This is a genomic window from Terriglobales bacterium (assembly GCA_035651995.1).
GTDB lineage: Bacteria > Acidobacteriota > Terriglobia > Terriglobales > Acidobacteriaceae > DASRER01.
In genome coordinates this window covers 46,018-71,406 of the sequence record DASRER010000042.1, presented here as the reverse complement: position 1 = coordinate 71,406, position 25,389 = coordinate 46,018, and the positions used below count along the sequence as shown (strand labels likewise).

19 protein-coding genes are annotated in these 25,389 nt (G+C 63.7%); 5 read left to right on the top strand and 14 right to left on the bottom strand.

Translation table 11 applies throughout. The features are described from left to right. Positions 1–217: 217 nt before the first annotated feature. The 6 genes from VFA60_14395 to VFA60_14370 all read right to left on the bottom strand — a co-directional run bounded on the left by VFA60_14395 (position 218) and on the right by VFA60_14370 (position 8,047). A complete protein-coding gene (locus VFA60_14395; GenBank protein ID HZQ92980.1) occupies positions 218–1,696 on the bottom strand; it encodes a carboxypeptidase regulatory-like domain-containing protein in 1,479 nt (492 codons plus the stop codon). Positions 1,697–1,970: 274 nt separating this feature from the next. Further along, positions 1,971–3,644, bottom strand: a complete 1,674-nt coding sequence (hutU, locus tag VFA60_14390) for a urocanate hydratase (GenBank protein ID HZQ92979.1) — start codon at positions 3,642–3,644, stop codon at positions 1,971–1,973. 678 nt (positions 3,645–4,322) lie between these two features. After that, complete coding sequence (locus tag VFA60_14385) at positions 4,323–4,715, bottom strand: prepilin-type N-terminal cleavage/methylation domain-containing protein (protein ID HZQ92978.1); 393 nt, start codon at positions 4,713–4,715, stop codon at positions 4,323–4,325. Positions 4,716–4,732: 17 nt separating this feature from the next. Continuing rightward, entirely contained in the window at positions 4,733–5,110 is a 378-nt protein-coding gene (locus tag VFA60_14380; GenBank protein HZQ92977.1) for a four helix bundle protein, read from the bottom strand. A gap of 48 nt (positions 5,111–5,158) precedes the next feature. After that, entirely contained in the window at positions 5,159–5,620 is a 462-nt protein-coding gene (locus tag VFA60_14375; GenBank protein HZQ92976.1) for a type II secretion system protein, read from the bottom strand. A 153-nt stretch (positions 5,621–5,773) separates the two neighbouring features. Further along, positions 5,774–8,047, bottom strand: coding sequence for a tetratricopeptide repeat protein (locus tag VFA60_14370; protein ID HZQ92975.1), 2,274 nt, complete (start codon positions 8,045–8,047; stop codon positions 5,774–5,776). Positions 8,048–8,196: 149 nt separating this feature from the next. On the opposite strand from VFA60_14370, the gene smpB reads away from it, so the two are divergent. The 3 genes from smpB to VFA60_14355 all read left to right on the top strand — a co-directional run bounded on the left by smpB (position 8,197) and on the right by VFA60_14355 (position 10,405). After that, positions 8,197–8,724, top strand: a complete 528-nt coding sequence (gene smpB, locus VFA60_14365; GenBank protein ID HZQ92974.1) for an SsrA-binding protein SmpB — start codon at positions 8,197–8,199, stop codon at positions 8,722–8,724. A gap of 150 nt (positions 8,725–8,874) precedes the next feature. Further along, positions 8,875–9,930, top strand: a complete 1,056-nt coding sequence (locus VFA60_14360) for a dihydrodipicolinate synthase family protein (protein ID HZQ92973.1) — start codon at positions 8,875–8,877, stop codon at positions 9,928–9,930. Between the two features lie 76 nt (positions 9,931–10,006). Next, positions 10,007–10,405, top strand: a complete 399-nt coding sequence (locus tag VFA60_14355; protein HZQ92972.1) for a hypothetical protein — start codon at positions 10,007–10,009, stop codon at positions 10,403–10,405. Positions 10,406–10,484: 79 nt separating this feature from the next. On the opposite strand, the gene ggt is transcribed toward VFA60_14355, so the two are convergent. Next, complete coding sequence (ggt, locus tag VFA60_14350) at positions 10,485–12,155, bottom strand: gamma-glutamyltransferase (protein HZQ92971.1); 1,671 nt, start codon at positions 12,153–12,155, stop codon at positions 10,485–10,487. A gap of 279 nt (positions 12,156–12,434) precedes the next feature. Then, the gene (locus VFA60_14345; GenBank protein ID HZQ92970.1) at positions 12,435–13,244 is read right to left on the bottom strand and encodes a ferritin-like domain-containing protein; all 810 of its coding nucleotides are present in this window, start codon (positions 13,242–13,244) and stop codon (positions 12,435–12,437) included. Between the two features lie 305 nt (positions 13,245–13,549). Between VFA60_14345 and VFA60_14340 the strand changes: the two genes are divergently transcribed. Beyond that, positions 13,550–13,885, top strand: coding sequence for a PilZ domain-containing protein (locus VFA60_14340; protein ID HZQ92969.1), 336 nt, complete (start codon positions 13,550–13,552; stop codon positions 13,883–13,885). A 227-nt stretch (positions 13,886–14,112) separates the two neighbouring features. On the opposite strand, the gene VFA60_14335 is transcribed toward VFA60_14340, so the two are convergent. Both VFA60_14335 and VFA60_14330 read right to left on the bottom strand, forming a co-directional pair. Further along, the gene (locus VFA60_14335; GenBank protein HZQ92968.1) at positions 14,113–15,546 is read right to left on the bottom strand and encodes a sigma-54 dependent transcriptional regulator; all 1,434 of its coding nucleotides are present in this window, start codon (positions 15,544–15,546) and stop codon (positions 14,113–14,115) included. Positions 15,547–15,548: 2 nt separating this feature from the next. After that, on the bottom strand, positions 15,549–16,379 hold the full coding sequence (locus VFA60_14330; GenBank protein ID HZQ92967.1) for a HAMP domain-containing sensor histidine kinase: 831 nt from the start codon (positions 16,377–16,379) through the stop codon (positions 15,549–15,551). Positions 16,380–16,961: 582 nt separating this feature from the next. On the opposite strand from VFA60_14330, the gene VFA60_14325 reads away from it, so the two are divergent. Continuing rightward, entirely contained in the window at positions 16,962–18,008 is a 1,047-nt protein-coding gene (locus VFA60_14325) for a sigma 54-interacting transcriptional regulator (protein HZQ92966.1), read from the top strand. Between the two features lie 84 nt (positions 18,009–18,092). Here VFA60_14325 and VFA60_14320 read toward each other — a convergent pair whose 3' ends face one another. From VFA60_14320 to VFA60_14305, 4 genes are all read right to left on the bottom strand, one after another. After that, positions 18,093–19,679 carry a leucyl aminopeptidase gene (locus tag VFA60_14320; GenBank protein ID HZQ92965.1) on the bottom strand — a complete coding sequence of 529 codons (1,587 nt, stop codon included), beginning with the start codon at positions 19,677–19,679 and terminating at the stop codon, positions 18,093–18,095. 134 nt (positions 19,680–19,813) lie between these two features. Further along, positions 19,814–20,908 (bottom strand): DUF1028 domain-containing protein, encoded by a 1,095-nt coding sequence (locus VFA60_14315; GenBank protein ID HZQ92964.1) that lies wholly within the window; start codon positions 20,906–20,908, stop codon positions 19,814–19,816. 285 nt (positions 20,909–21,193) lie between these two features. Further along, a complete protein-coding gene (carB, locus tag VFA60_14310; GenBank protein HZQ92963.1) occupies positions 21,194–24,493 on the bottom strand; it encodes a carbamoyl-phosphate synthase large subunit in 3,300 nt (1,099 codons plus the stop codon). Between the two features lie 33 nt (positions 24,494–24,526). Further along, the gene (locus VFA60_14305) at positions 24,527–25,114 is read right to left on the bottom strand and encodes a hypothetical protein (GenBank protein ID HZQ92962.1); all 588 of its coding nucleotides are present in this window, start codon (positions 25,112–25,114) and stop codon (positions 24,527–24,529) included. Between the last annotated feature and the right edge of the window lie 275 nt (positions 25,115–25,389).

The window sequence follows — 25,389 nt, the reverse complement described above, 5'->3', positions numbered from 1 at the left end:
GCTGATTAGTGCGTGCTGAAGGTTGTGCCAAGTTTGTGGGCTCGCTGTAGTTGCAGGAAAGAATACCTCAAGCAAGAGCCCGGTCGAGGGCGACCGGGCTCCATACGGTATGGTGGCGGCGCTCACGACTACATAGGTCCTGAGCCCGCAAACAGCGCGTGCTCAGGATGACTCCTCAATAATTCAGGATGGCCAAGGCCACATTCCAGGAAAACCATTACTTCACGGTGATGTAAATCGTCTGCTTGAAGATGGCGCCGGCTTTGTCGCCGGCCTGGACGGTCAGGCGGTGCGTGCCCGGCAAGATGGGCAGGCTCGTGTCGAGAGTTGGCGCCAGGGCCTCATACGCCTTCAGGCCGTCTACATATACCTGCACGAATCGCACTCCAGCGCTGCTGGTGGCACCGCCGGTGATGCGGACCGGCGAGCTGACGCTTGCGCTGGCCGTGGGCGCGCAGATGGTCACCGAGGGCGAGACGCTGCTGAGCGTGCAGGACGTCGAAGGCGAAGCGCTTGCGAGAAAGAAATCGGCCCATGCCGGATACGCCCGCGGGACCGACGCGCTTACCGATCCGCTTTTCCAGCCGGACTTGGCCGCGGTCGCGGTGTAGGCGGCAGGCGCGGGCAGGGGGAGAGAGAACAGGCCTTGTGCGCCGGTCACGGTGGAGTGGCCGCCGGCGGAGATGGTCACGCCGCTGAGCGGGGCGCACGAACTGGAGCGCACGCGGCCCTCAAGAGCTCCGCTCGAACTCGCCGGCCAGTCGTGAATCTTGAGCGTGAACTGGTTGTTCGAATCGGTGAGCCACTGGTTCAGGTAGGGCGAGTAGGTGCGCACTTCGATCAGGTTCAGCGCCGGGCGGAATTTGAGGATGCGCAGCCAGCCGTTGCCGCCGTGCGGATCGTCCTGATAGTCGGCGAGCACCTGGCTGATCAGATTTCCGTTCGTGCCGATGTCGGCGCGGCGGCCGGCGCCGTTGGTGTGTCCGTTGAGCACGAGGAAGACGTTGGGCTGGCGGCTGACGAACTTGGACCACATCTGGTCGCCGTCGTTGTCCTGGGCGACGCCGAACGAGGCAGCCGTGTTCGAGTCGCAGCGGCCGATGCGCGAATTGTCCTTGAACATGTAGGAGTGCGTCACGATGATGGCCTGCTTGTCGCGGTTGGCGGCCAGCACCGACGCGGCCCAGTTGAGCGCCGCGTCGCGCGGAAATGTTTCGAGCAGCATGACGAGGTAGGGCACGCCGGCCACGTCGAACACCGTCCAGAAATTTTCGTTGGAGCCAGCAGGATAGCTTCCGCGGTAGTACGAGCGGCCGTGATAGCGCAGCGGGCCAAAGTACTGGTTGAACAGAGTGGCGTCGCGCGAGCTGACGCTGCCGAACATGTAGTCGTGGTTGCCGATGGCCATGGCATAGCGCATGCCGGCCTGGTCGAGAATGCGCACGGCGGCGTCTGCGTTCTGCCACTGGAAGTTCTGCTCGCCGTCGTCCACGATGTCACCCAGGCCGAGGACGAACTGAATGTTCATCGCGGCGGCGTTCTGCACGATCCAGCGCGTTTGCGCGGCGTAGATCGCCGGGTAGTACTTGGAGTAGTGCTGCGTGTCGGGGAGCGCGACGACGGTGAAGTCCTGCGTCTGGGAGAAGGCGGTGGCGGCGAACAGCAGCACGGCGGCGAGAACTCGGCGGAAGCGCAAGCGACTCTCCGGATGGGAACGCGGCGAGAGTAGCGATGCGCGGCTGCGCGGAGAATCGGGACTTAGTCCTAGCGGGTGAGGGTGCTTGGCCCCAGGGGAGCAGGGGGAGAGGCTTAGTCCGGTCGGATCAAGTACTAAGGTTTTTCTACTGGGCCTTGAGCGGGCCCGCAGGCCATCTTAGGGCGACTGAAAACACCTCAGCGGCTGAAGCCGTTCACGTATCAAGCCTGGAACGCGGGGCTGGAAGCCGCACCCCTTCAAAGCGGCGGGAGATTCATTTCTTCATGGGAACTGTCACGCCTCTGCTGTCCGCAAAAGCGATCGCTTCCTCGTAGCCGGCGTCGGCGTGGCGGGCGACGCCGATGCCCGGATCGTTGGTGAGGACGCGCTCGATGCGGCGGGCCATCTGCCCGGTGCCGTCGGCGACGGTGACCTGGCCGGCGTGCTGGGAGTATCCGATGCCGACGCCGCCGCCGTTGTGGATCGAGACCCACGAGGCGCCGCTGGCGGTGTTGAGCAGGGCGTTGAGCAGCGGCCAGTCGGCCACGGCGTCGGAGCCGTCGCGCATGGACTCGGTTTCGCGGAAAGGTGAGGCGACCGAGCCGGTGTCGAGGTGGTCGCGCCCCATGACGATGGGCGCTTTGAGTTTGCCGTCGCGCACCATGGCGTTGATGGCGAGTCCGAATTCGGCGCGCTCGCCGTAGCCAAGCCAGCAGATGCGCGCCGGCAGGCCCTGGAAGCGGATGCGCTTGCGCGCAAGGGCGATCCAGCGGCCGAGGACGCGGTCGCGCGGGAACAGTTGCAGGACAAGGTCGTCGGTGGCGGCGATGTCGGATGCGTCACCGGAGAGCGCCACCCAGCGGAACGGGCCGCGGCCTTCGCAGAACAGCGGACGGATGTACGCCGGCACGAAGCCGGGAAAATCGTAGGCATTCTTCACGCCGCGCTGAAAGGCGAACGTGCGGATGTTGTTGCCGTAGTCGAAGGTGACCGAGCCCATTTTCTGCAGCGCCAGCATGCCCTCGACGTGGCGCGCGATGGAATCGAGCGAGCGCTCTTGGTAGGCGCGCGGATCGCGTGCGCGCAGCTCGGCGGCCTGATCCACGCTGAGTCCGGCAGGAATGTAGCCGTTGAGCGGGTCGTGGGCTGAGGTCTGGTCGGTGAGGATGTCGGGCACCACGCCCCGCTCGGCGAGTTGGGGAATGATCTCGGCGCAGTTCCCTACCAGCCCGACGGAAACGTTTTCCTTCTTGCGCACGGCGTTCTTCAGGATGCGCAGCGCCTCGTCGAGCGAGTTGACCATGAAGTCGCAGTAACCGGTCTTGAGGCGCTTCTTGATGCGCTCGGGGTCAACGTCAATGCCGAGAAACGCCGCGCCGGTCATGGTGGCGGCCAGCGGCTGCGCGCCGCCCATCCCGCCCATGCCGCCCGAGACAATGAGCCTGCCTTCAAGGTCGCCGCCGAAGTGTTTTTTCCCGGCGGCGGAGAAGGTCTCGAACGTGCCCTGGATGATGCCCTGCGAGCCGATGTAGATCCATGAGCCGGCGGTCATCTGGCCGTACATCATCAGGCCGGCGCGTTCGAGTTCGTTGAATTTTTCCCAGTTGGACCAGTGTCCAACCAGGTTGGAGTTGGCGATGAGCACGCGCGGGGCGTAGTCGTGTGTGCGGAAGATGCCCACCGGCTTGCCCGATTGCACGAGCAGCGTCTCGTCGCTGGCCAGCGACTGCAGCGAGCGCACGATGGCGTGGTAGCACTCCCAGCTGCGCGCCGCGCGTCCGGTGCCGCCGTAGACCACCAGGTCGCGCGGGCGCTCGGCCACCTCTTCGTCGAGGTTGTTCATGAGCATGCGCATGGCGGCTTCCTGTGCCCACCCTTTGCAGGAGAGCTGGTTGCCGCGGGGGGCGGTGATGGGGGTGTACGACGAGATGTCGGTGGCCGTGGGCATTGAATGGGATGGTAGTGGGGGTAGCGAGGTGATGGCAACCGGTGGCCGTGCCGCTCGCTTCGCGAGCTTCATGAGTCGAGGACTTTTGCCCACAGCTTACGCTGTGGGCTACTGAATGTGACGCTGGCTTCGCCAGCTGAGGCGCGCCCGCGAGCGGGCGGAGCGGAACCTAGTATTCTGGCATCACCGAATTCCCGAAGACTTATTGGCTAGCGCGTTATAATCGACGACAGCAACAGAAGCAGCACTCCCGTGGCAAGGGCTTGAAATCGCATAGCCCAATCGCCTATGAACTTACGGACGGGTGGCTTCTTGGGTCTCTTAGGCGGACGTGGCTGATAGGATGCGTCGTCTAATAGTTTGTTGCATTCTTCAATGGCATCAAGAGCCTGACGTTTATCTGAGTTGTTTCGTTCCCACAACGGCAAGAGCCAACCGAAGCAATATAGGATCCAAATTCCCAAGAGGGTCAACCGGATTGCAGTTTCGGGCAAGACCCGCAACTTGTCGGGTTGCACCAACCCTGCCACAATGATGGCCCACAACCCAATCGTCAGCTTCCACTCGTATTGTCGGCGTTCATCGTGCCGCTTGGCCCAAAAGTTCCCAATTTTCAAGTAGGCCTCGAAGAGCTCATTCCGAGTCATCGCGTCCTCCGTATTGTCCGTGTCGCCGTGGTTACCAGGAGCTGTAGGCGCTGCCGTCGGAGCCGACCAGATTGGAGCCGCTGTGGACGTCGCTGATGCCGGGCTGCGTCTGGTCCACGCTCATGATGGTGTCTTCCTGCGTGACCTGCCAGGTCTCCGATGAGTTGGTGAATGGGTCTTTCGGAATCGCCTTGAGGTAGTGCTCCTGCACGAGTTCGTCGAGTGATTGCGGTGCGCGCTGCTTGTCGAGGGTGAACTGGTCGATGACCGAGCGCAGGGTGAAAAGGTCGTCGCGCAGCACCGCCTCGCGCGCCCGGATGATGGACTGGTTGTACATCGGCATCGCGGCGGAAATGAGGATGACGATGATGCTGATGACGATCATCAGCTCGATGAGGGTGAAGCCGCGCTGGAACCGTTTCACGTTTCGCGTTTCACGTTTCACGTTTCTGCCCCCGCAGCTCTAGCTCTGAGTGAGGCAATCAGCCGGTTCACTAGGCCAAGGACGTCACCAGTTTCCCGCTCCATTCTCTTGAGGTCAGCTTCCGAGAGATAGCCAAGGTCGAATGCGACAAATAGTTGCGTTTCGACCTCCAGTAGCGAACCGCGCGCCTGACCGAGGAAGTGAATGAATTCACCTTTGGTCAACCTTCCCTGGCCTTCGGCAATATTGGACACCACGGAAATGGCGGCGCGGCGAAGCTGCGCCGTAAGCCCGTACATCTCCTTTACAGGAAAGTCTTGGGTAACTCGATACACTTCGGCCGCGAGCTTTCGCGCCTTCTGCCACGCGATCAAGTCTTTGTATGAGTGTCCCATTTCCTTAGTGTCGTTAAACGCGAAACGTGAAACGTGAAACCTGGCTCTTCACCACTCCTTGTACTTCGTCCCATCCAGCGCCGTGCCCTCCGCTTTCGAGTGCACGTCGAACACATTCTGGCCGCCCCAGGAGTCGGATTCGGGATCGTCCTGCATGCTGCGGAGGCCCCATTCGTTCTTGCCGGTCATCGGGTCAACCGGGATGCGGCGCAGGAAGCGGAGTTTCTTGCCCTGCACGTCCACGCCGTTCACCAGCGTTTCCAGATCGGGCGGGTAACCTTCGCTGCCCAGCTTGGTTTGGAAAGCGCCGCGGTCGGCGGCATCTTTGTAGCGGTCAATGGCGTCGCGCATCTCCCACAGGTCGCGCCGTAGCTCGCGCTCCTTTTCCCGCACGATCTGGATGCGCACGATGGGAATGGCCGCGCTGGTCAGGACGGCCAGGATGGTGATGGCCACGATCAGCTCGACCAGAGTGAGACCGCGCTGGGAGCGCCGTTTCCCGACGTTCACGCCCCACCGACCGCGGCGTGAACGTGGAGCGCCTGCGGCGTGTTCCTGCTCGCCCCAAGTCCCGGAACCAGGCAGGGATGCTTCGGCCCGCCCCTCGCTACACGCCCGGGGCCCGCGCAGCATGACATCCGTTCTGATCCTGCGAAGCATGGCTTAGCGCACCGCGACCACGGCCTGCGCGCCGGAGAGCGGGACCGGCTGGTCGCCGCTGTTGCGTCCGGCGCCGCGGCTGAGCACCAGGTTCGTGCTGCCGGGTTCCTTGGCCATGAAGGTCAGGGTAAAGACGGGGCCGTCGCCGGAGACGCCGGGCGTGCGCGGCGGCCGTGAAGCGCTCATTACGATCGTGCCGTTGTCCTCACGGTGCGTGAGCACCACCACCTGGCCATCGCGCGAGAGGAACGAGCCCTGCGAGACGTTCAGCAGCTGGAGCTTGGCCGGATCGAAGGTGAGTTGTGCCGGGACGGTGGAGAGGTCCTGCGCGCCGCGCACGACCACGTTGATGGTGAACGTGGAGTTGGCGGCCGGAGCCATGGTTGCGGGATCGAACGCGAGCGAGGCGGGAACCGGCGCTCCCTCGCCACGAGCCGGCGCCGGCGGAGCTGGCGGCGGCGTGGCAGGCTGCGGCTGGGGCGATGGCTGCCCGGGTTGGGCCGCGGGAGTGACCGCCGGCGCGCCGCCACCGGGCGTCGCCTTGTGGCGCAACTCAACCGCGTTGGCGGTGCCAACGTCGAGCGCGCGCAGGTTCAGGTCGTTGATGTCCTGAATGCGCACGATGTGCGGCACCAGCACGAAGACGATTTCGTTGTCGATGATCTCTTTGCTGTTATCGGAAAAGAAGTACTTGAAGAACGGAATCTGGGCGAGCCCGGGAATGCCGCTGACGCTGCGAATGTCCTGCTGCTCGAGGATGCCGCCGAGGACGTTGACCTCGCCTTCCTTCAGGCGAATGTCGTGCTCGATCTTGCGCTGTCCGATGATGGGCTGGTTGACGCCGCCGATGTTGGTCTGCGAGGTGACGGAGGAAATTTCCAGCGAGAGCTTCATGCCGACTTCGCGATCGGCGTACACGCGCGGAGTAATGTCGATGTTCACGCCGACGTCGATGTACTGGAATTGCGTGTTGACCAGCGGGTTCACGCCCACGCCGCCGATGCCCGGCTGGAACGAGCCGGTGGCAACGGGAATGCGGTCGCCGATCTTGAGCGAGGCCTTCACGCCGTCGGTGGCGCGGATTTGCGGGTTCTGGATGACGCGCGAGTTGCTGTCGTTGAGCAGCGCGGTGGCGGTGGCCGGCGGGATGGTCACCTGGAAGTTGGTCGCGTTGATGTTGGCCAGCTGGTTCAGGTTGATGCTGTTGGTGGCGCTGGCCGATTGTCCGCCGCCGGTCGTGGTCGTGCCGGTGCTGGCCGGAACGTTGTTCTGCAGCGCGATGGTGGCGCTGGTGGGCGGTTTGATGCCCAGGTCGCGCAGCTTGTCACGGCGGACCTGCAACACGGCCACGTCGATCACGACTTCGGGCTTGGCCTTGTCGAAGTCGTCGATCAGCTTCTGCGCCAGCGCGACCTTGTCGGGCGTGTCGCGCACCACGATCGCGTTCTGCGAAGGCAGCGGCTGCATCTTCTGGATCTCGAGCACGGTGCGCAAGACGTTGGTCACGTCCTGCACCTCGGTGGGCGCCACCAGGTTCGAGAGATAGAAGGTCTTCAGGACGACCTGCTCCAGGTCGCGGCGCTTCTGCTGCGTGTCGTTGCTGACGAAGATGGTGTTCGATGTGACCGGGCGCCAGAAGCTGCGCGACTGGAAGCTCACGATGTCGAGCGCTTCGCCGATGCTGACGTTGGCCAGCTTCACCGGTATGCGGCGCGAAACGTAGTCGGGATCGAACAGCACGTTGATGCCCGCCAGCTGCCCCAGCGTCTGAAAGATGATCTTGGCGTCATCGTTCATGTTGAGCGCGGTGATGGGCGCGGTGGAGAGCGGCTGCAGCTCTGCGGGGCCCTGGGCCGTGGCCAGTGACCTGGTGATCTCGCTCGGGCGCCTGGCGGCGGGCGGCGCGGCGCCGGCGTTGATCATGTCGCGCGTGCGGTTGATCTCCTGCTTGGCGATGAAGCTGGAGGGATCGATTTCGAGAGCTTTCTCGAATTCGGCCATCGCCTCCTGCAGCTTGCCCGCGTCGCGCAGCAACTGGCCCTTGTGGACGTGCGAGGCGGCGGCCAGAAAACGGGCGCGCTCGTAGGCGGCGCGATACTGGATGTCGCGCGGCTTGAGGGCGTGGGCCTGGCGGTAGAAGTCGTAGGCTTCTTCGTATTTTTCAGACGACTCGGCGGCGCGGCCCTTCTGAAAAAAGTCCTTGGCCTTATCGGCCAGCGCCGGGAGGCTGACGGCGAGCAACAGGAGGAAGGCAAGCCAGGGGAAAGCTCGTCTCATCGTGCTCCTTTGGATGCACAGAAGAAGAACGACGCGCAAAAGCTCGATTGCATGGGCCGATTATTGTATAGCATCAAAAGTCGCCAAAAGCGCGCCGGCGGGTATGAGGCGTGCTGCTACGATGATGAATTCCGGACCATTTTGACGTCATGAACCGTCCAACCACCAGACAGGCGCGCCAGAACCCGCCAAAGAACGTGCGCCGCGATCCGGTGGCTGCGGGCGAGCGCGATGCGGCCCAGAACCGCGCCGCCGGGCACAACTATCACCTGCTGGAGAAGATGGAAGCGGGCATCGTCCTGTTCGGCACCGAGGTCAAGTCGGTGCGCGCCGGACGGGCCAACCTGAAAGACGCATACGGGATCATCAAAGACGGCGAACTCTGGCTCCTGAACCTGCACATCGGGCCTTACGAGCACGGCAACATCTACAACCACGAGCCCCTGCGCACGCGAAAGCTGCTGGTCCATCGTGAGGAGCTGAAAAAACTCATCGGCAAGACCCAGCAGCGCGGGCTCACGCTGATTCCCACGCGGCTCTACTTCAGGAATGGACGAGTCAAGGTGGAACTCGCCCTGGCCAAGGGCAAACAGCTCTGGGACAAGCGCGAGACCGAGCGTCGTAAGGTCGCCGACCGCGAGGCGCGGGCGGCGATCGCGAGAGGAAGGCGGGCCTAGCGGGCGTGATTAGTTTGGAGGTCTTGACGCGCTGGCGGGTGAATGCTTCGCCCAAGAGCTTAACCCCGGGGTGAGGCAGGGACCCTTCGACTCGCGCTCCGCGCTCGCTCAGGATGACGTCGGTAGTGAATGGAGCGGTAGAATGTTCGCATGTTTCTGCACGGCATCTTTCCGCCTCTGACCACCCCGTTTGACCGCGACGGCGCGTTTTATCCGAAGAAGCTTGAGCACAACGTGGCGCTGTATTCGCGCACGCCGGTCGCCGGGATGGTGATCCTGGGCTCGACGGGCGAGGCGGTGATGCTGAACGACGACGAATACCGCCAGGTGCTGCGCGTGGCCCGCGAGGCGGCGGAACCGGAGAAAGTTCTGCTGGCGGGAACGGGCGTGGAATCGGCGCGCAACACGCTGCTGCTCATCGAGTACGCCGCCAAGCTGGGCTACGACGCGGCGCTGGTCCGCACGCCGCACTTCTATCGCCCGTCGATGAAGCCGGAAAACCTGCTGGCCTACTACCGCACCGTGGCCGACCGCTCGCCGCTGCCGGTGGTGCTCTACAGCGTGCCGCCCTTCACCGCTTACGACCTGCCGGTGGAGGTGGTGGCGCAACTGGCCGAGCATCGGAACATCATCGGGATCAAGGAGTCGAGCGGCAACGTGGAGAAAGTGCGCGCGCTGGTGGAAGCGACGCGGCATGTGAAGCGCAGCGCCGAGGTCACCGACGTTTTTCTCGCCGTGACCGGACGGATGAAAGCCGCGCCTGCCAATGGCGGTAGCGGCGATCTGATTTCGCCCGCGGCTCTGGTTGGCGCGTCGCCGCCCGCAGCCGTGGCAACCGCGCCGAAGCTGAAGACACGTTCCAAGGAAGTCGGGTTCCAGGTGCTGGTGGGCTCGGCGCATACGCTGCTGCCGTCGCTGGAAGCCGGAGGCGTGGGGGCGGTGCTGGCGTTCGCGTCGGCGGCGCCGACAGCGTGTTACGAGGTCTACACCGCGTTCAAGGAAGGCAATGCAGTGCTGGCGCGCGAGAAGCAGGAGCGCATCACCGGGCCGTCGAAGCGCGTGGCCGCTGAGTTTGGGATTGCCGGGCTCAAGTACGCCATGGAATTGAACGGATACTATGGCGGCCCGCCACGCCTGCCGCTGCTGCCTCCCACGGCCGACGTGAAGGCCGAGATCGAGCGGCTGATGGCGAATTTGAAGAACTAGTTTTCACCGCAGAGGCGCGGAGAAGCGGAGGAACCCCATTCCTAAGGCTCGTCACACCCGGGGCCCTCGCAAGGCGATGCATGCGCGCCAACGGCCGGCGATGGTCAAGACCAGCGACGAGATGCAGCGCTGGTCGGCGATGCTGGCCGGCGAGATCGCTTCCCTGCCGGGCGTCTCCGAGCGTGCGATGTTCGGCATGCGCGCGTTCTATCGCGGAGCGCAGATCTTCGCTGCGCTGCCGCGGACGCGCGGCTTGCGCACAGCGAATGGCTTTATCTTCAAGCTCAAGGGCGCGCCGGAGAGGGTTTTCCAGCGCGTCGCCACTGACAAGCGGATCGCCATGGGCGTGATGGGCGGAAAGCAACAGTGGGCGGTATTTCAGATGGGGTCAGATGCCGATCTGCACGACGCCATCGAGTGGCTGAATCAGGCGTGGGACGTCTCGGGGAAAGAACAAGGCAAAAGGAAAAAGTAAGAGACCAAGGACAGGCGGTGTTGCCCGCCTGGTGTCTCGGGCCTTACTTTTGCCTCATGTTCTTTATTGCCTTTCACGTTTACCAGCCCAGCGCCATTCCATCCTTTCTGTTGTCGGAGGCGCCGAGCAGCGCGCCGGTCTTCTGGTCGATCATGATCGCCTGGCCGCCGCCCATCTGGTTGCGCCGCGGTTGCAGGCGCTTGTGTCCGCGGGCGATGAGTTTGCCCAGGACGTCGCTGCCCATCTCGTCTTCGAGGTAGACCTTGTCTTCGCCGTCGTAGCGGAAGCGGGGCGTTTCCATGGCCTGCTGCAGCGGCATGCCGAGGTCGATGAGGTTGGTGAGCAACTGGACGTGTCCCTGGGCCTGCATGGCGCCGCCCATCACGCCGAAGGACATGAAAAGCTTGCCGTCTTTGAACACCATGGCCGGGATGAGGGTGTGGAACGGCCGCTTGCCGGGCGCGATCACGTTCGGGCTGGCGGGATCGAGGGAGAAGCCGCCGCCGCGGTCCTGCATGATGATCCCCGTGTCGCCCGCGACGATGCCGCTGCCGAAGTGCTCATACAGCGAGTTGATGAACGAGACGGCGTTGCCGTCTTTGTCCACGATGGTGAAGTACGTGGTTTCGCTGGCGGCGGCAGCCAGGCCGGCAGGCGGCGAGTTCAGGACGGCGTCGGCGCGGATGAGCTGGCGGCGGCGGGCGGCGTAGTCTTTGCTCAGCAGCTCGGCGACCGGCACCCTGGCGAATTTCGGGTCGGCGATGTAGCGGTTGCGATCGGCAAACGCCACCTTCAGCGCCTCGATGAGCGTGTGGTAGTAGGCATCGGGCCGCGACTTCATCGCCGCCAGGTCGTAGCCCTCGAGGATGTTGAGCGCGATCAGGACGGTGATTCCCTGCCCGTTGGGCGGGAGCTCGTAGACGGTGTAGCCGCGGTAGGTGGTGGAGATGGGATCAACCCACTCAGCGTGCTGCGCAGCCAGGTCGTCCATGGTGAGAAAACCGCCGTGCGACTGCATGTAGGCGACGATCCGGCGCCCTACTTCGCCGTTGTAGAAGGCGTCGCGGCCGCCGTTGGCGAGCGTGCGCAGCGTGCGCGCCAGGTTCGGCGCCCGGAAGATTTCGCCGGGATGCGGGGCGCGGCCGTCGGGTAAGTATTGGGCGGCGATGTCGGCGTTCTGGCGCAGCCGCGGGACGATTTCTTCCCAGTCCTCGGCGCACTTTTCCATCACCGGGAAGCCGTTTTCGGCGGTGGCGATCGCCGGCGCCAGCAGGTCGGGCAGCTTCATGGTCCCGTACTTGGCGAGCAGCGTGGTCCAGCCGTCGAACGCGCCGGGGACGGTGATGCTCTCCATGCCGAACTGCGGCATCTTCGTGATGCCGCGCTTCTGGAAGTAGTCGAGCGTGAGGGCGCGCGGGGCGCGGCCGCTGGCGTTCAATCCCTTCAGCTCGCCGGTTTTCTTCCAGTAGACGATGGCGAACATGTCGCCGCCGACGCCGGTCATCATCGGCTCGGTCACATTGAGCATGGCGGCGACGGCGATGGCGGCGTCCACCGCGTTGCCGCCGCGCTTGAGGACGTCGAGGCCCACCTGCGTGGCCAGCGGTTGCGACGTTGCGACCATACCGTGCTCGGCGCGGACCACGCTGCGTCCGGGCTGGCGGTCGAGGGGGCCTTGGGCGTGCGCGACCGCAGCGATAACAATGAGGGCGAGGAACGGGGCTAAGTGGCGGACCAGGGCCGAATGCATTCGGCGATGCTAAGGGAGGAAAGCTCAACGCGGAAGGGAAAACTACGATGCGGGCGGCGTTGAATCCCGTCCAGCGCCAACGAGGGCGGCAGGGCGGTCGCCCGCGAGGGTTCTGGGACTCCACGCGGGCGCGGAAGATTTCCAAATCAAGGGCCTGGGGACGGGGCGTCCGGGGGACGAGGCGCGCGTTAGCGCGGCACAGAACGCCGCGCGAACGTGGGGCACCCGCGCATTTTTACGAAACATTTCAGCCCAAGGCCGGGTTTCACGACGAGTTGGCTAGGCCGCGCGTTTCTTGCGATTGGGCTTGGTGACGCGTACCGCGCGTGTGCCGCCGGATGTTTCACCCGGACGCGCCGCCGGCGCTTCGGTGGGCGCATCTTCGTACTGCCGCGGACGCGGGCGGTTGCCGGCGTGGCCGGCGTGCGCCGCGGCCGGCTCCTCTTCCTCGACGCTTTCCGACTGCGCGCCTCGGCGCTGGCTCAGTTGTTGCCCGCGCCGCTGCTCGAGCGTCAGCGGGCTCGCTTCCGGGTCCTTAACCTCGGTCCTGCCGGTTTCCGGATCGACGATGTACAGCAGATCGGCCAGGTCGCTGGCGTGCTCTTCCTCGTCGGACAGGATGCCCTCGATCAGGACGCGCGTGGTGGGATCGTTGTCGCGGAAGTAGCGAATCATTTTCTGGTAGACCTCGATGACGATGCGCTCGGCGATGAGGTCTTCGCGGATCATGCCGGCCAGCGTCTCGCCTTCCACGTACTGCGAAACCGAGCGCTCCAGCAGGGAGCGCGGGTTGAAGTCGGGTTTGCCGCCGAGCTGCTGGATGCGTTCGGCAATGCGGTCGGCGTGCCCGCGTTCGTCGTCGGCATGTTCTTTGAATTCAGCGGCCACCGACGACCCATGCACACCGGTCGCCATGAAATAATGGTGCATGTAACGCAGAACACAGACGATCTCTGTAGCCAGGGCCTCGTTGAGAATGGAAACGGTGTGGCCCACGTCGCCGCCGTAAGCCCCGGTGACAGCCCCTTCTTCGATTTTCTGTTCGGCGCGCTGGCGGATTTCGGTGACGTCTTTGACAAACCCAGGCATTCCAGGCCCCCAATCAGTGAATTGGCACCGGCTGACGAGACCTTAGATTGCGGCGAAACCGGGCCAGATGCCCTTCCAGAGCGGGGTTTGAGGCGGGGTCGAAGCTGCACGTTTTTGCAGAAAGGGCGAATGGAATTGTCGTTGAGGGGTATTTGAAACGTGGCGACGAGGGTCACATTTGCCACAGAATCAGTCACTTAACTGGTATTGCGGTTGTGCAAACCGTGGTGCGAGCTTTGGAATAGCAAGTGCTCCTGTTTTCCACAACAGGAGAACCGTCTGTGGTAAGAACAGGGGGAGAACCGATGGTTGAGTCCGCTAAGTCCGCTAAGGACCAGCGGCACATGCGTCGATTTTCTATGCAGTTGCCGGTTCAGGTGAAGGCACCCGAAGACGGGCAGGAAGTTCTCGCCATCACGAAGGACGTGAGCGCGCGGGGGGTTTTTATCTATTTGGATTCCGATGTTTCAGAGAACTCCCCCATCGAGTTCACTCTTACGCTGCCACCCGAGATTACAATGACCCAAAGTATCCGGGTGCACTGTAAAGGCAGAGTGGTTCGGGTTGAGCGTGAAAGACCGGGGAAAGTCGGCATTGCCGCGATGATTGACCATTATCAGTTTCTGGAAACTGAGCAATAGCCAATCCGGCCCACTACAAGTCGCAGCGCCTAACACCCTTCCCGCGAGAAGGGTGTTTGGATTTTGGGGAAAGCCGCAGTTCGCCCCTGGCTCTTGGCTTTCTTCGGGCCGGCGCAGGAAGCAGCGCTTGTCGAACAGCGGGCACGGTCTGGTCAAAAAGCCAACAGCTAAGAGCTGGTATCCAGGGGCCGCTCTCCTGCAACGCCGACTGCGCTGCGCGAGCGGCTTCAGACCAGGGGCTTGCCCGGCCGCAGGCGGGAGTTTTTCGGCGCCTCAATCCCGTACTGGCGAATCTTGTAGAGCAGCGCCTTGTAGCTGATGTTCAGCATCATGGCCGCCGTCTTACGGTTCCAGTTGGTCTGGTCGAGGGTGCGGCGGATGGCCTCTTCTTCGGCCTGGTCTTTCAGGCTGCGCACCAGCGATTTGAGCCCGCCGGGACGCTGCCCGGTTGCGGCGGGCGCCTCGTTTTGCGACGCACCCATGTCCGTCTTGCCACTGCGCAGTTCGGCGATCATGAGGCCTTCATCGCGCAGGACCAGGTAGCGCTTCACGAAGTTGCCCAGCTCGCGCAGGTTGCCCGGCCACTCGTAGCGCTGGCACGCCTCCAGCAGCGCGGGTGAATAGGCCAGCGGGGGCGTGGCGTAGTTCTCGGCGATGCGGGTCATCATGTGCTTGAGCAGCAGCGGGATTTCTTCCTTGCGCTCGCGCAGCGGCGGAATGCGCAGCGTGAAGGCGTTCAGGCGGTAATAGAGGTCCTCGCGGAAGCGGCGCTCGTTGATGGCCTGCTGGATGTCAATGTTGGTGGCGGCGAGCACGCGCACATCCACGCGGATGGTGCTGCGGCCGCCCAGCCGTGAAAACTGCTGGTCCTGCAGAACGTGCAGCAGCTTGGCCTGCAGCGTGGGCGGCATCTCGCCGACTTCGTCGAGCAGAAACGTGCCCTTGTTGCACAGCTCGAACTTACCCGGCTTGCTGCGATCGGCCCCGGTGAACGCGCCGGGCTCGTATCCGAACAGTTCGCTCTCCAGCAGGTCGGCGGGCAATGCGGCGCAATTCACCTTCAGGAAGCTGCGGTGCGCGCGCGGCGACATCTTGTGGATGAGCCGCGCCAGAATCTCTTTTCCCGTGCCGCTTTCGCCCAGCAGAAGCACCGGGATGTCCACGCTGGCGACCAGGCCGATCTGCGCGCGAATCTTGCGCATCGCGGGGCTGGCGGCGACGAAGTACAGGTCCTCGCCCAGTTCTTCCACCTCGCCGGTCATGGCCTCGGCCGCGGGCTGCCTGCCGGCTTCAGGCTTGAGCAGGCGCTTCAACACGGAATCGAGATCGGCCTTGTGAAACGGCTTGGTGAGGTAATCCTGCGCGCCCAGGCGGATGGCTTCGACCACTTTCCGCGTGTCGCTCACGCAGGAGAGCATCACAACCTTGGCCGACGGCTTGATCTGGCGGAAGCGCTCGAGCGTCTGCAGGCCGTCCATGTGCGGCATGAGCAGGTCGAGCAGGATGACGTCGGGAGCGGGATTCTGTTCCACGCGGCGGATCGCGTCCATGCCGTTGGTTGCGGTTTCCACGCGATACTGGTCCATCTCCAGCAGCGTCTGCATGTACCGCAACATGCTGGGTTCGTCGTCCACTACGAGAATGCTCGGTTGGGTGCTCATCCTTACCTTTCGTTGGCGGGTTTCACGGGAATAACGAACGAGAACTTGCTGCCCATACCGGGTTCACTCTCGATCCAGATCTTACCGTCGTGCGCCTGCACGAGCCGGCGGGCAATGGCCAGCCCCAGGCCGTTGCCGGCGCCAAGGTTGCGCGAGTAAGGCAACATGCGGAAGTCCTCAAAAATTTCCTGATGGTATTCCGGCGCGATGCCGGGGCCGGTATCGGCCACGCTGATGCACACCGAGTTGTAGAGCCGGTCGATATGGCCGCGGCGCTCGTTGATGGCGGCTTGTCCCACATCGGTGCGCCGCTCCCAGAAAAACGGCTCCACCGAGACATACACCGTGCCTTGTTCGGGCGTGAACTTCAGCGCGTTCTGCAACAGGTTGGAGACCACGTGCTGGACCTTCAGTGAGTCGAAGGCGAATGGCTCGATCGCGCTCGACGGCAGGAAATAACAGGCGACGCCTTTTTCCTTAAAGCGCGTGAGCCAGAAGCTGCAAACTTCCGAGAGGCTGCCGTTGATGTCGGCCACCTCGTAGTTCATTTTCAGCTTGCCGGTCTCAATGGCGCTGAAGGCGAGGAAGTCGTCAACGAACTTGCGCAGCCGCTCGCCGCTGGACTGCATTTCTTCCAGCACGCGGCGCTGGCGGGCATTCAGCGGACCCACGCCGCCGCTGAGCAGCAGATCGGTGTAGCCAGCCATCACGGCCAGCGGGGTCTTCAGCTCGTGCGCCACGGAAGCCAGCGCGATGGCGCGGCGCCGGAATTCGCTCTGCAGAGCGTCTTCCGTGGTCCCTTCCGGCGCTATCAGCTGTTCATCGACCGACACTTGCTCTCCCCCGAAAATTGACCGGGCTCGCGCCGCTTTGCTTCTTGAACGAAGAACACCAGGTTGGGGGCACGGCGAATGCCCTGGAAGCGTTTCGGTAATTCTCTTCCGCAGGCACGACCGGGGGGAGAATCCTGGGAGCGCATGCCAACGACTTGCTCCGTAACGTATTGAATTCTCGCCCAAAAGTGCCGGAAAGTCAAAAACACTTTCACCTAATGCGAAAGCACTTTTCCATTTCGGGCTCCGGAACTGGCAGAAAAACGCAGCCGACAGGGCGCAAGTGTACGACTATCTCCAGTAGTTTGAACGGGATGCGAACGAAAGAAAGAACTTTGCCCAGAACTCATCAGGATGTGAAATACTTTTCACATTGCAGCGGCAAGGGCACGTGGCCGTCGTTGCAGGCCGCGAGAGGAATCAAGTGAATAAACTTAGCCTTCGAACGCAGAATCAGCGACTTACGCGAGGCGTAGGTTTTTGGCAGTGGGCGGATTCCGGGAAACCGGCTTTGGCGTTCAGAGTGCAAGTAAACTGATGTTTTCTTGCAAAGTTTTTCGGCTACAGAGGGGAGCCGAACCCATGTCGAGCGTTGCTTCCAGCTCCGGTTTCAACGGCACTGGCGACCAGATGCCGCCGGAGGCCGTCATTTTTGGTCGCACCAGCGCCATGCGCGAGATCCAGGCGAAGCTGGAGAAGGTCTCGGGCGCAAACGTCTCCGTGCTCGTGCAGGGCGAAAGCGGCACGGGCAAAGAGATCATCGCCAACCTGCTGCACCGGCGGTCGCCGTGGTCGAACGGGCCGTTCGTGAAGGTGAGCTGCCCCGCCATTCCCGGCACGCTGATGGAGAGCGAGCTGTTCGGATACGAGAAGGGCGCCTTCACCGGCGCGCAGGGCTCCAAGCCCGGCCGTGTCGAGATGGCGCACCGGGGCACGCTGTTCCTCGACGAGATCGGCGAGCTCGAGCTCGGGCTGCAGGCCAAGCTCCTGCAACTGCTCCAGGACGGGCAGTTCTCCCGGATCGGCGCGCAGGAAGACAAGAAAGTCGAAGTCCGCGTCGTGTGCGCCACCAACCGCGCGCTGGAAGACGAGATCATCGCCGGCACGTTCCGGCAGGACCTGTATTACCGCATCAACGTGGTGAACATCTCGCTGCCGCCGCTGCGCGAGCGCCAAGACGACCTGCCCGAGCTGATCCACTACTTCATCGAAACCTACAACATGGCATACGGCCGCCGCGTGAAGATGCTCTCCGGGCACATGATGCAGACGCTGCAGAAGTATCACTGGCCGGGCAACATCCGTGAGCTGGCGAACCTGATGAAGCGCTACGTCATCCTGGGCGCCGAGGAGGCGATCGCGGGCGAGCTGGCGCAGCGCGAATCGAGCTCATTCGATGTGGACGTTCCCATCGACGGGACGATTTCGCTGAAGAAGGTCACCAAGCAGGCGACGCGTGATCTGGAGCGCAAGATCATTCTCAAGGTCCTCCAGAACCACAACTGGAACCGCAAACGTGCGGCCCGGGCCATGAACATCAGCTATCGCGCCCTGCTCTACAAAATGCGCGACGCCGACCTGCCCGCCGGACGCACGCGGCCCAGCGAGGTGGGGATTGCGGGCGACTGAAGTTCAGTGGATAGTGATTCGTGGATAGTGAAAAGCCCCGCAGGGACGCGGGGCTTTTGGTCTGGGCCTTTCAGTATCCACGATTCACTTTCCACTGCCATTCTCGAATCCCGTCACGAACTCCACCAGGGACCGCACGGCAATCCCCGAAGGCCCTTTCGCGATCCAGCTCTTGTTTTCTTCCATCCAGGCGACCCCGGCGATGTCGAGGTGGATCCAGGGGGTGGTCTCGACGAACTCTTTGAGGAACATGGCCGCGGTAACGGCGCCGCCCCAGCGTCCGCCGCTGTTCATGATGTCGGCGATGCCGGAGCGGATGACCTCGCGGTACTCGTCGTCGAGCGGCAGGCGCCACATCTTTTCGCCGGAGCGCTGGAGGGCGCGGCTGAAGCGCTGGTAGATGTCTTCGTCGTTGGCAAAGACGCCGGCATTCACCATGCCAAGCGCGACCACGCAGGCGCCGGTGAGGGTGGCGGCGTCGATGAGGTGCGTGCAGCCGAGCTGGCGGGCGTAGTGCAGGCCGTCGGCGAGGACGAGGCGCCCTTCGGCGTCGGTGTTGATGATCTCGATGGACTTGCCCGACATGGCGATCTGCACGTCGCCGGGTTTCTGCGCGCGTCCGGAGGGCATGTTTTCGCTGGCGCAGATGATGGCCGTGACCTTGACCTTGGGCTTGAGCTGCGCGATGGCGCGCATGGCGCCGATCATGGCGGCGCCGCCGGCCATGTCGTACTTCATCTTCTCCATGCCGTCGGCGGGCTTGATGGAGATGCCGCCCGAATCGAACGTGATTCCCTTCCCCACCAGGCCAATCACCGGGTTTTCCGGCGCGCCCACCGGCTCGTACTTGATGATGATGAGCGCGGGCGGTTCGTCGGAGCCTTGCGAGACGCTCAAGAACGCGCCCATCTTCAGTTCTTTCAGCTTGTCGGTGCTGTAGACGTCGCAGCTGATGCGAAATCCATCGGCGTGCGCGGAGATTTCGCGCACCATCTCGGCGGCGCGCCTGCCGAGGATGGTCGGCGTCATGCGATTGCCGGGCTCGTTCACCAGCTCGCGGGTGAAGTTCTGCGATTCGCCAATGATGCGTCCCTGGTCGAGCGCGCGGCGCAGCGCCGCTTCATCATGTTTGCCGCCGACGACGACGGTGACGTCGCGCATGCTCTGGTCTTTGCGGTCGCTGCGGTACGTGTCGGGATCGAAGTCGGCCACGTAGGCGCCTTCGACGACGGCCTTGACGGCATCGGTGATGCCGCCGCGCTCGAAGACGAGGGTGCTTTGGGCGGCAGCGTCGGCCGAGCCCATCCAACTCTCGGGAGCAATCATTGCCGCGCTGCGGACCTGCCTGGGCTTGAGAAAACGGATGGCTGTGCCCGCCACCTTGCGCAGTTCGTGGGAACTGAAGTTCGCCGCTTTGCCGCCGCCGACGAGCAGCAGACGCCTGGCCTTGAGTCCCGCCGGCTTGTGGAGCATCACGGTCTCAAAGATTTTGCCGGTCACTTCGCCGTTGGCGATGAGTTCGGCGGCGGCGGACTTCACGGCGTCGCTCGAGGTCAGCAGCTCGGGCTTGTTCTTGTCTTTCTCCCTGGGATCGGCGGCGTCGAGGACGACGGCCACCAGACATTCGGTCTCAACTTCGGCGGGGTTGGACAGCTTGAGGTGTGTATTCATAGGGAAACTTCGAGTATAGCAATACGGCGCCGCCCGCTTCCCGCTGAAACAGAACCTCGAACCACAGAGGACGCAGAGGAACACGAAGGAAAGCCAGGGCCCCTGCGCCCTCTGTGTCTGTGGTGAAGGTTGCCTTACTGCGCCGCGATGCGGTCGATCACTTTCGCGTCGTCCGGCAGGAGGCCAACTTTGGGCAGGCGGCGGGTGAGTTCGCGCCAGTTGTTGTCCATCTGGAAGACGCGCTTGAACAGCGGCAGCGATTCGTCCACGCGCTTCATGTTCACCAGCGCGACGGCGTGCCAGTAGATCATCTCGGCCAGGCGGCTTTGCGGCACGCCATCGGTCTTGGCGGCGATCGCCTCGGCGGCGGCGTACTGGCGCAGCGCGCCCTCGTTGTCTTTGCGCTCGACGGCTGCGTCGCCGGCGTTCATGTGGTTGTAGGCGCGCTGGAGCGCGACCAGGCGGCGCAATTCGACGAGCGGTTGTGGCGCGTCGTCCACGCGGACGTCGAAGATTTTTTCCCACGGACGCTTGCTGCGGTCGCCTGAAACGACAATGAGCGCGGCGGACTGGCGTCCGCGAATGTCGCCGCCGGCGGCTTGCGCGGCGTCGAGCGCGGCGAGCATGCGTTCGGCCAGGTCGCCCCTGGTCTGGCGGAAAGCTTCGTCCATCGCGGGCCAGACGCGATTGTTGGCCATAAGGTTGGCCTGCACGGCAAAGTCGTGGCCGAATTGTCCTGCGCCGCTGGTTGGAACTTTTGCCGGCTGCGCGCAGTCGGGTGCGGCGCCGCAACCGCAACCCGGCGCGGAAAAGCCGCCGCTGTGATTGCCGGCGATGCCGCCGGCGGCGGGAATATCGGCCGCGCCGGTCCAGGTTGCGACCATACCTTTCGCGTCAATGAACGCTACCTGCCGCACGTTGTTCCCGCAATCCATCGCCAGCAACCCCTGCAGCGCTTCGCCGGCTGACTTGCCGTTCCTCATCAACGCAAGGCCGTTCGGCCCGTAACTGGGATCAATGAACGACTGCGTGGCCACGGCGCCCACGCCGGGCTCGGCCCATATCACGCTGCTGCCGACCGAGAACCAGTGCGACTGCACCGCGGCGCCGATCTCGCCCGTCTGCGGGTCGCGCGCGACAATGGAGAAGGTGTGGACCGGGCGCAGCGGGCGGGGTGATTGGGCGAGGGCGGAGGCGGCAAGAAAAAGGATGAGAAAAAGGCGCTTCATGGCGGAAGCATTGTAAACGGGTCCGAGGGCTTCAACGCAGGGGGCCAGAGGATGCAGAGGATCGCAGAGGAACAGCTTTCCCACAAAAGACACCAAGGCCACACAAGGGTCACAAGTCAGCCGCCGTGGCTGAGACTCCTGGGGCGGCGCGGAATATTCAAGCGGTCGCGGGCTCCTTCGGCCGCAAAGAAAGCGAGCTCAGGGTGACTGGTAAGAAATATTTGCGTCTGGAAGTGTTGAGGAGTGGTTTCTTCCGCGTCCCTGTGTCCTCTGCGTTGAGGGCCCTTAGCCCTTCGCGCGCAGCACTTCGCGTCCGGCGTGCAGCTGTTGCAGCGCCTGCACGTTGACCTCGCCGCGCTGCAGGGCGGCGATGCCTTCGGCGGCGGCGCGGGCGGCGCTGATGGTGGTCAGGGCGGGGATGCGGCGCAGCACGGCGGCGCGGCGGATGGCCTTCTCGTCGAAGTAGGGATCGGGGCCGTGCGGGGTGTTGACGATCAGTTGGATCTTGTCGCCCTTGATGAAGTCCACCACATTCGGGCGGCCTTCCTTGACCTTGTAGACGCGCTCGACTGCGAGTCCGGCGGCTTCGATCGTGTCGGCGGTGCCGTGTGTGGCGACGAGCTTGAAGCCGAGGTCCACGAAGATGCGCGCCAGCTCGACCACGTGCTGCTTGTCACGCTTGTTCACGCTGATGAAGACCGTGCCGCTGACGGGCAGTTGCTGGCCGGCGGCGAGCTGCGCCTTGGCGAAGGCTTCGCCGAAGGTGGCGGCCACGCCCATGACCTCGCCGGTGGACTTCATCTCCGGGCCGAGGACGGTGTCGACGCCGGGGAACTTGGACCAGGGGAACACGGGCGACTTCACGTAATAGCCCTGGCCGGTGGAGAGGTCGGTGCCGCGCCCGACATTGTCCGGCAGAAACTCGCGCAGCTTGCGCCCGGTCATGAGGCGCGAGGCGATCTTGGCCAGCGGCACGCCGGTGGCTTTCGAGACGTAGGGCACGGTGCGCGAGGCGCGGGGGTTCACCTCGATGACATACACCCTCTGGTGCTGGATGGCGTACTGAATGTTCATGAGGCCGACGACCTTCAACGCGCGGGCGAGGCGGAAGGTGTAGTCGCGGATGGTGTCGAGGCAGGCTTGCGGAATGTCCACCGCGGGCAGCACGCAGCTGGAGTCGCCGGAGTGTATGCCGGCCTCTTCGATGTGCTGCATGATGCCGCCAATGACCACGTCTTCGCCGTCGGAGAGCGCGTCCACGTCAATCTCGGTGGCGTCTTCCAGGAAGTGGTCGATCAGGACGGGCCGCTCCTGCGAGTACTCCACGGCCTGCGTCATGTACTGCTGCACGGCCGCGTCGTCGTAGGCGATGACCATGGCGCGTCCGCCGAGCACGTAGCTGGGGCGGACCAGCACGGGATATCCGACTTTGTTCGCGGCGGCCACGGCTTCGTCGAGGCTGGTTGCGATCGCGCCGGGCGGCTGCGGGATGTTGAGTTCTTCCAGCAGCTTTCCGAAGCGCTTGCGGTCTTCGGCAAGGTCGATCGATTCAGGCGACGTGCCGATGATGGGCACGCCGGCAGCCTTGAGCGGCAGCGCGAGGTTGAGCGGCGTCTGCCCGCCGAACTGGACGATCATTCCGATCGGCGCCTTGTTCTCTTTCCTACCCGACCCCGCCTCGTGTTCGTACACCGCCATCACGTCTTCCAGCGTGAGCGGCTCGAAGAAGAGGCGGTCGCTGGTGTCGTAATCGGTGGAGACCGTCTCCGGGTTGCAGTTCACCATGATGGTCTCGTAACCGTCTTCGCGCAGCGCGAAGGCCGCGTGGCAGCAGGCGTAGTCGAACTCAATGCCCTGCCCGATGCGGTTCGGCCCCGAGCCGAGGATGATGACTTTCTTTTTCGCCGTCGGCGGCGCCTCGTCCTCTTCCTCGTAGGTTGAATAAAGGTACGGCGTAAAGCTCTCGAACTCGGCGGCGCAGGTGTCCACGTGCTTGTACACCGGGCGGACGCCGTGCTTCGCCCGCATGTGGCGGACCTTTTCCGCAGCACCGCGATTGGCGGACATGCGCCACGCCTCGGCCAGGCGCTCGTCACTGAAGCCCATGCGCTTGGCCTCGCGCAGCACTTCGGTCGGGGCCGACTCCACCGGGTGCTTCTCCACCTCGAGCTGCTGGTCGGTGATCTCCTTCATCTGGTAGAGAAACCAGGGATCGATGGAGGTCATCTGCGCCAGCTGCTTGACCGTGTAGCCCTGGCGCAGCGCGTAGCGGATGTAGGACAGCCGCTCGGGATGCGGGGTGACGAGGCGCTGGGTGAGGATGCGCGGTTCGATTTTTTCCGCGGCGAGCGACTTGCCGGTCTCCAGCGACCGGATGCCCTTCATCAGCGCTTCTTTGAAGGTGCGGCCGATGGCCATGGCCTCGCCGACCGATTTCATCTGCGGGCCCAGGCTCTCGTCGGCGCCGGGGAACTTTTCGAACTGCCACTTGGGAATCTTGACGACCACGTAATCGAGCGTGGGCTCAAAGCACGCGGGCGTCTTGCGCGTGATGTCGTTCGGGATTTCGTCGAGCGTGTAGCCGACGGCGAGCTTGGCGGCGATCTTGGCGATCGGGAAACCGGTCGCCTTCGAGGCCAGGGCCGACGACCGCGAGACGCGCGGGTTCATTTCGATCACCACCATGCGGCCCGTGGTGGGCGAGACAGCGAACTGGATGTTCGAGCCGCCGGTTTCCACGCCGATCTCGCGAATGATGGCGATGGCGGCGTCGCGCATCCGCTGGTACTCGCGGTCGGTGAGCGTCTGCGCGGGCGCCACGGTGATGGAGTCGCCGGTGTGCACGCCCATCGGATCGAAGTTTTCGATCGAGCAGATGATGATGACGTTGTCGGCGAGGTCGCGCATCACCTCCAGCTCGAATTCTTTCCAGCCGAGGACCGACTCTTCGATCAGGACTTCGTGCACGGGCGAGAGGTCGAGTCCGCGCGAGAGAAGATCGAGCAACTCTTCCCGGCTGTAGGCGATGCCGCCGCCCGAGCCGCCGAGGGTGAACGACGGCCGGATGATGACCGGGAAGCCGATCTTGTTGGAAAACTCCAGGCCGTCGCGCAGATTGTTGACGAGCGCCGATTTCGGCACGTCGAGACCGATCTTGGTGACGGCGTCTTTGAACAGCAGGCGGTCTTCGGCCTTCTTGATGGCGCCGAGCTTTGCGCCAATCAGTTCGACGTTGTACTTGTCGAGCACGCCGCCGTCGGCGAGTTCCACCGCGAGGTTCAACGCGGTCTGGCCGCCAACCGTGGGCAGCACGGCAAAGCGCGCGCCGCCGATCATCTCGCTCTCGATGCGGATGATCTCGGCCAAATATTCCTTAGTCAGCGGCTCGATGTAGGTGCGGTCGGCCATCTCCGGATCGGTCATGATGGTGGCCGGATTCGAGTTCACCAGGACGAGTTCGTATCCCTCGGACTTCAGCGCCTTGCACGCCTGCGTGCCGGAGTAGTCGAACTCGGCCGACTGGCCGATGACGATCGGGCCGGAGCCGAGGATGAGGACCTTCGAGATGTCGGTGCGACGGGGCATGTCAGTTGTCGGTTGCCGGTTGCCAGTTGCCAGTCACCACTTGATTGCGTAGCGCTTCATGATGTTCTCGACCTGCTCGCGGCGGTCGAGATCAATTTTGTAGATGCCTTTGTAGTGGTCGCCCTGCTTCCACTCCATGACCTTGCGCGCGCGCTCGGCGCCGATCAGGTCTTCCAGCGCTTGCCATTCCAGCATGCAGACCACGATGTGGTAGTAGCTGCTCATGCGCTTTCCGTCGCCGTCGGGCGGGCTAACGTCGAGGTTGGGAAACGCCTGCTCCAGGTCGCGATAGAGAGGCTGCATGTCCATGTGATGGCGCTCCATGAGCAGCCAGTGTCCCTGCTCGTGCACGTAGGCGGAGAGAGCGAGGTCGTCGTTGTCGAGGAAGCGCAGGTTGAGAGTGAGCACCGGCGCCGAGTGGTTGATGGCGCCCTGCTCGATCACAATCTTGCGCGTGATCGTGTACTTGCTCAGGTCGTACTGCTGCGCCAGACGCAGCATTTGTTCCTTGCGCTGTTCCTCACCCGGGGCGTGGTGGGCGGTGGAGATATCGAGGTGAGGCGTGGCGGCGAAGGCGGAGGCGCCGGCAAGCAGTGTGACGACGATCCAGGTGTTCCTCATCGCCGGCCGCCCGCAACAGTGCAGTTTTGAAGGGGCACGGCCTCAGCCGCGCGGGAGAGAACCAACATCTGTGCTCCGCGATCGCTTTGAAATAGGCGCCGCCGGCCAGCCGTTTGTGAGCTGACGAAATAGGTCTGGCGGTTGCTTGTCGCCGACTCTCGGGTTGGTCGCATCACTACCTCAGCGGCTAAAGCCGCGCAGTCTTCATGTCATTTCCGGCGGGCCTGGAAGGCCCGCCCCTTCAAAGCACTGCTAATCGGCCCAAAGGCCCGTTC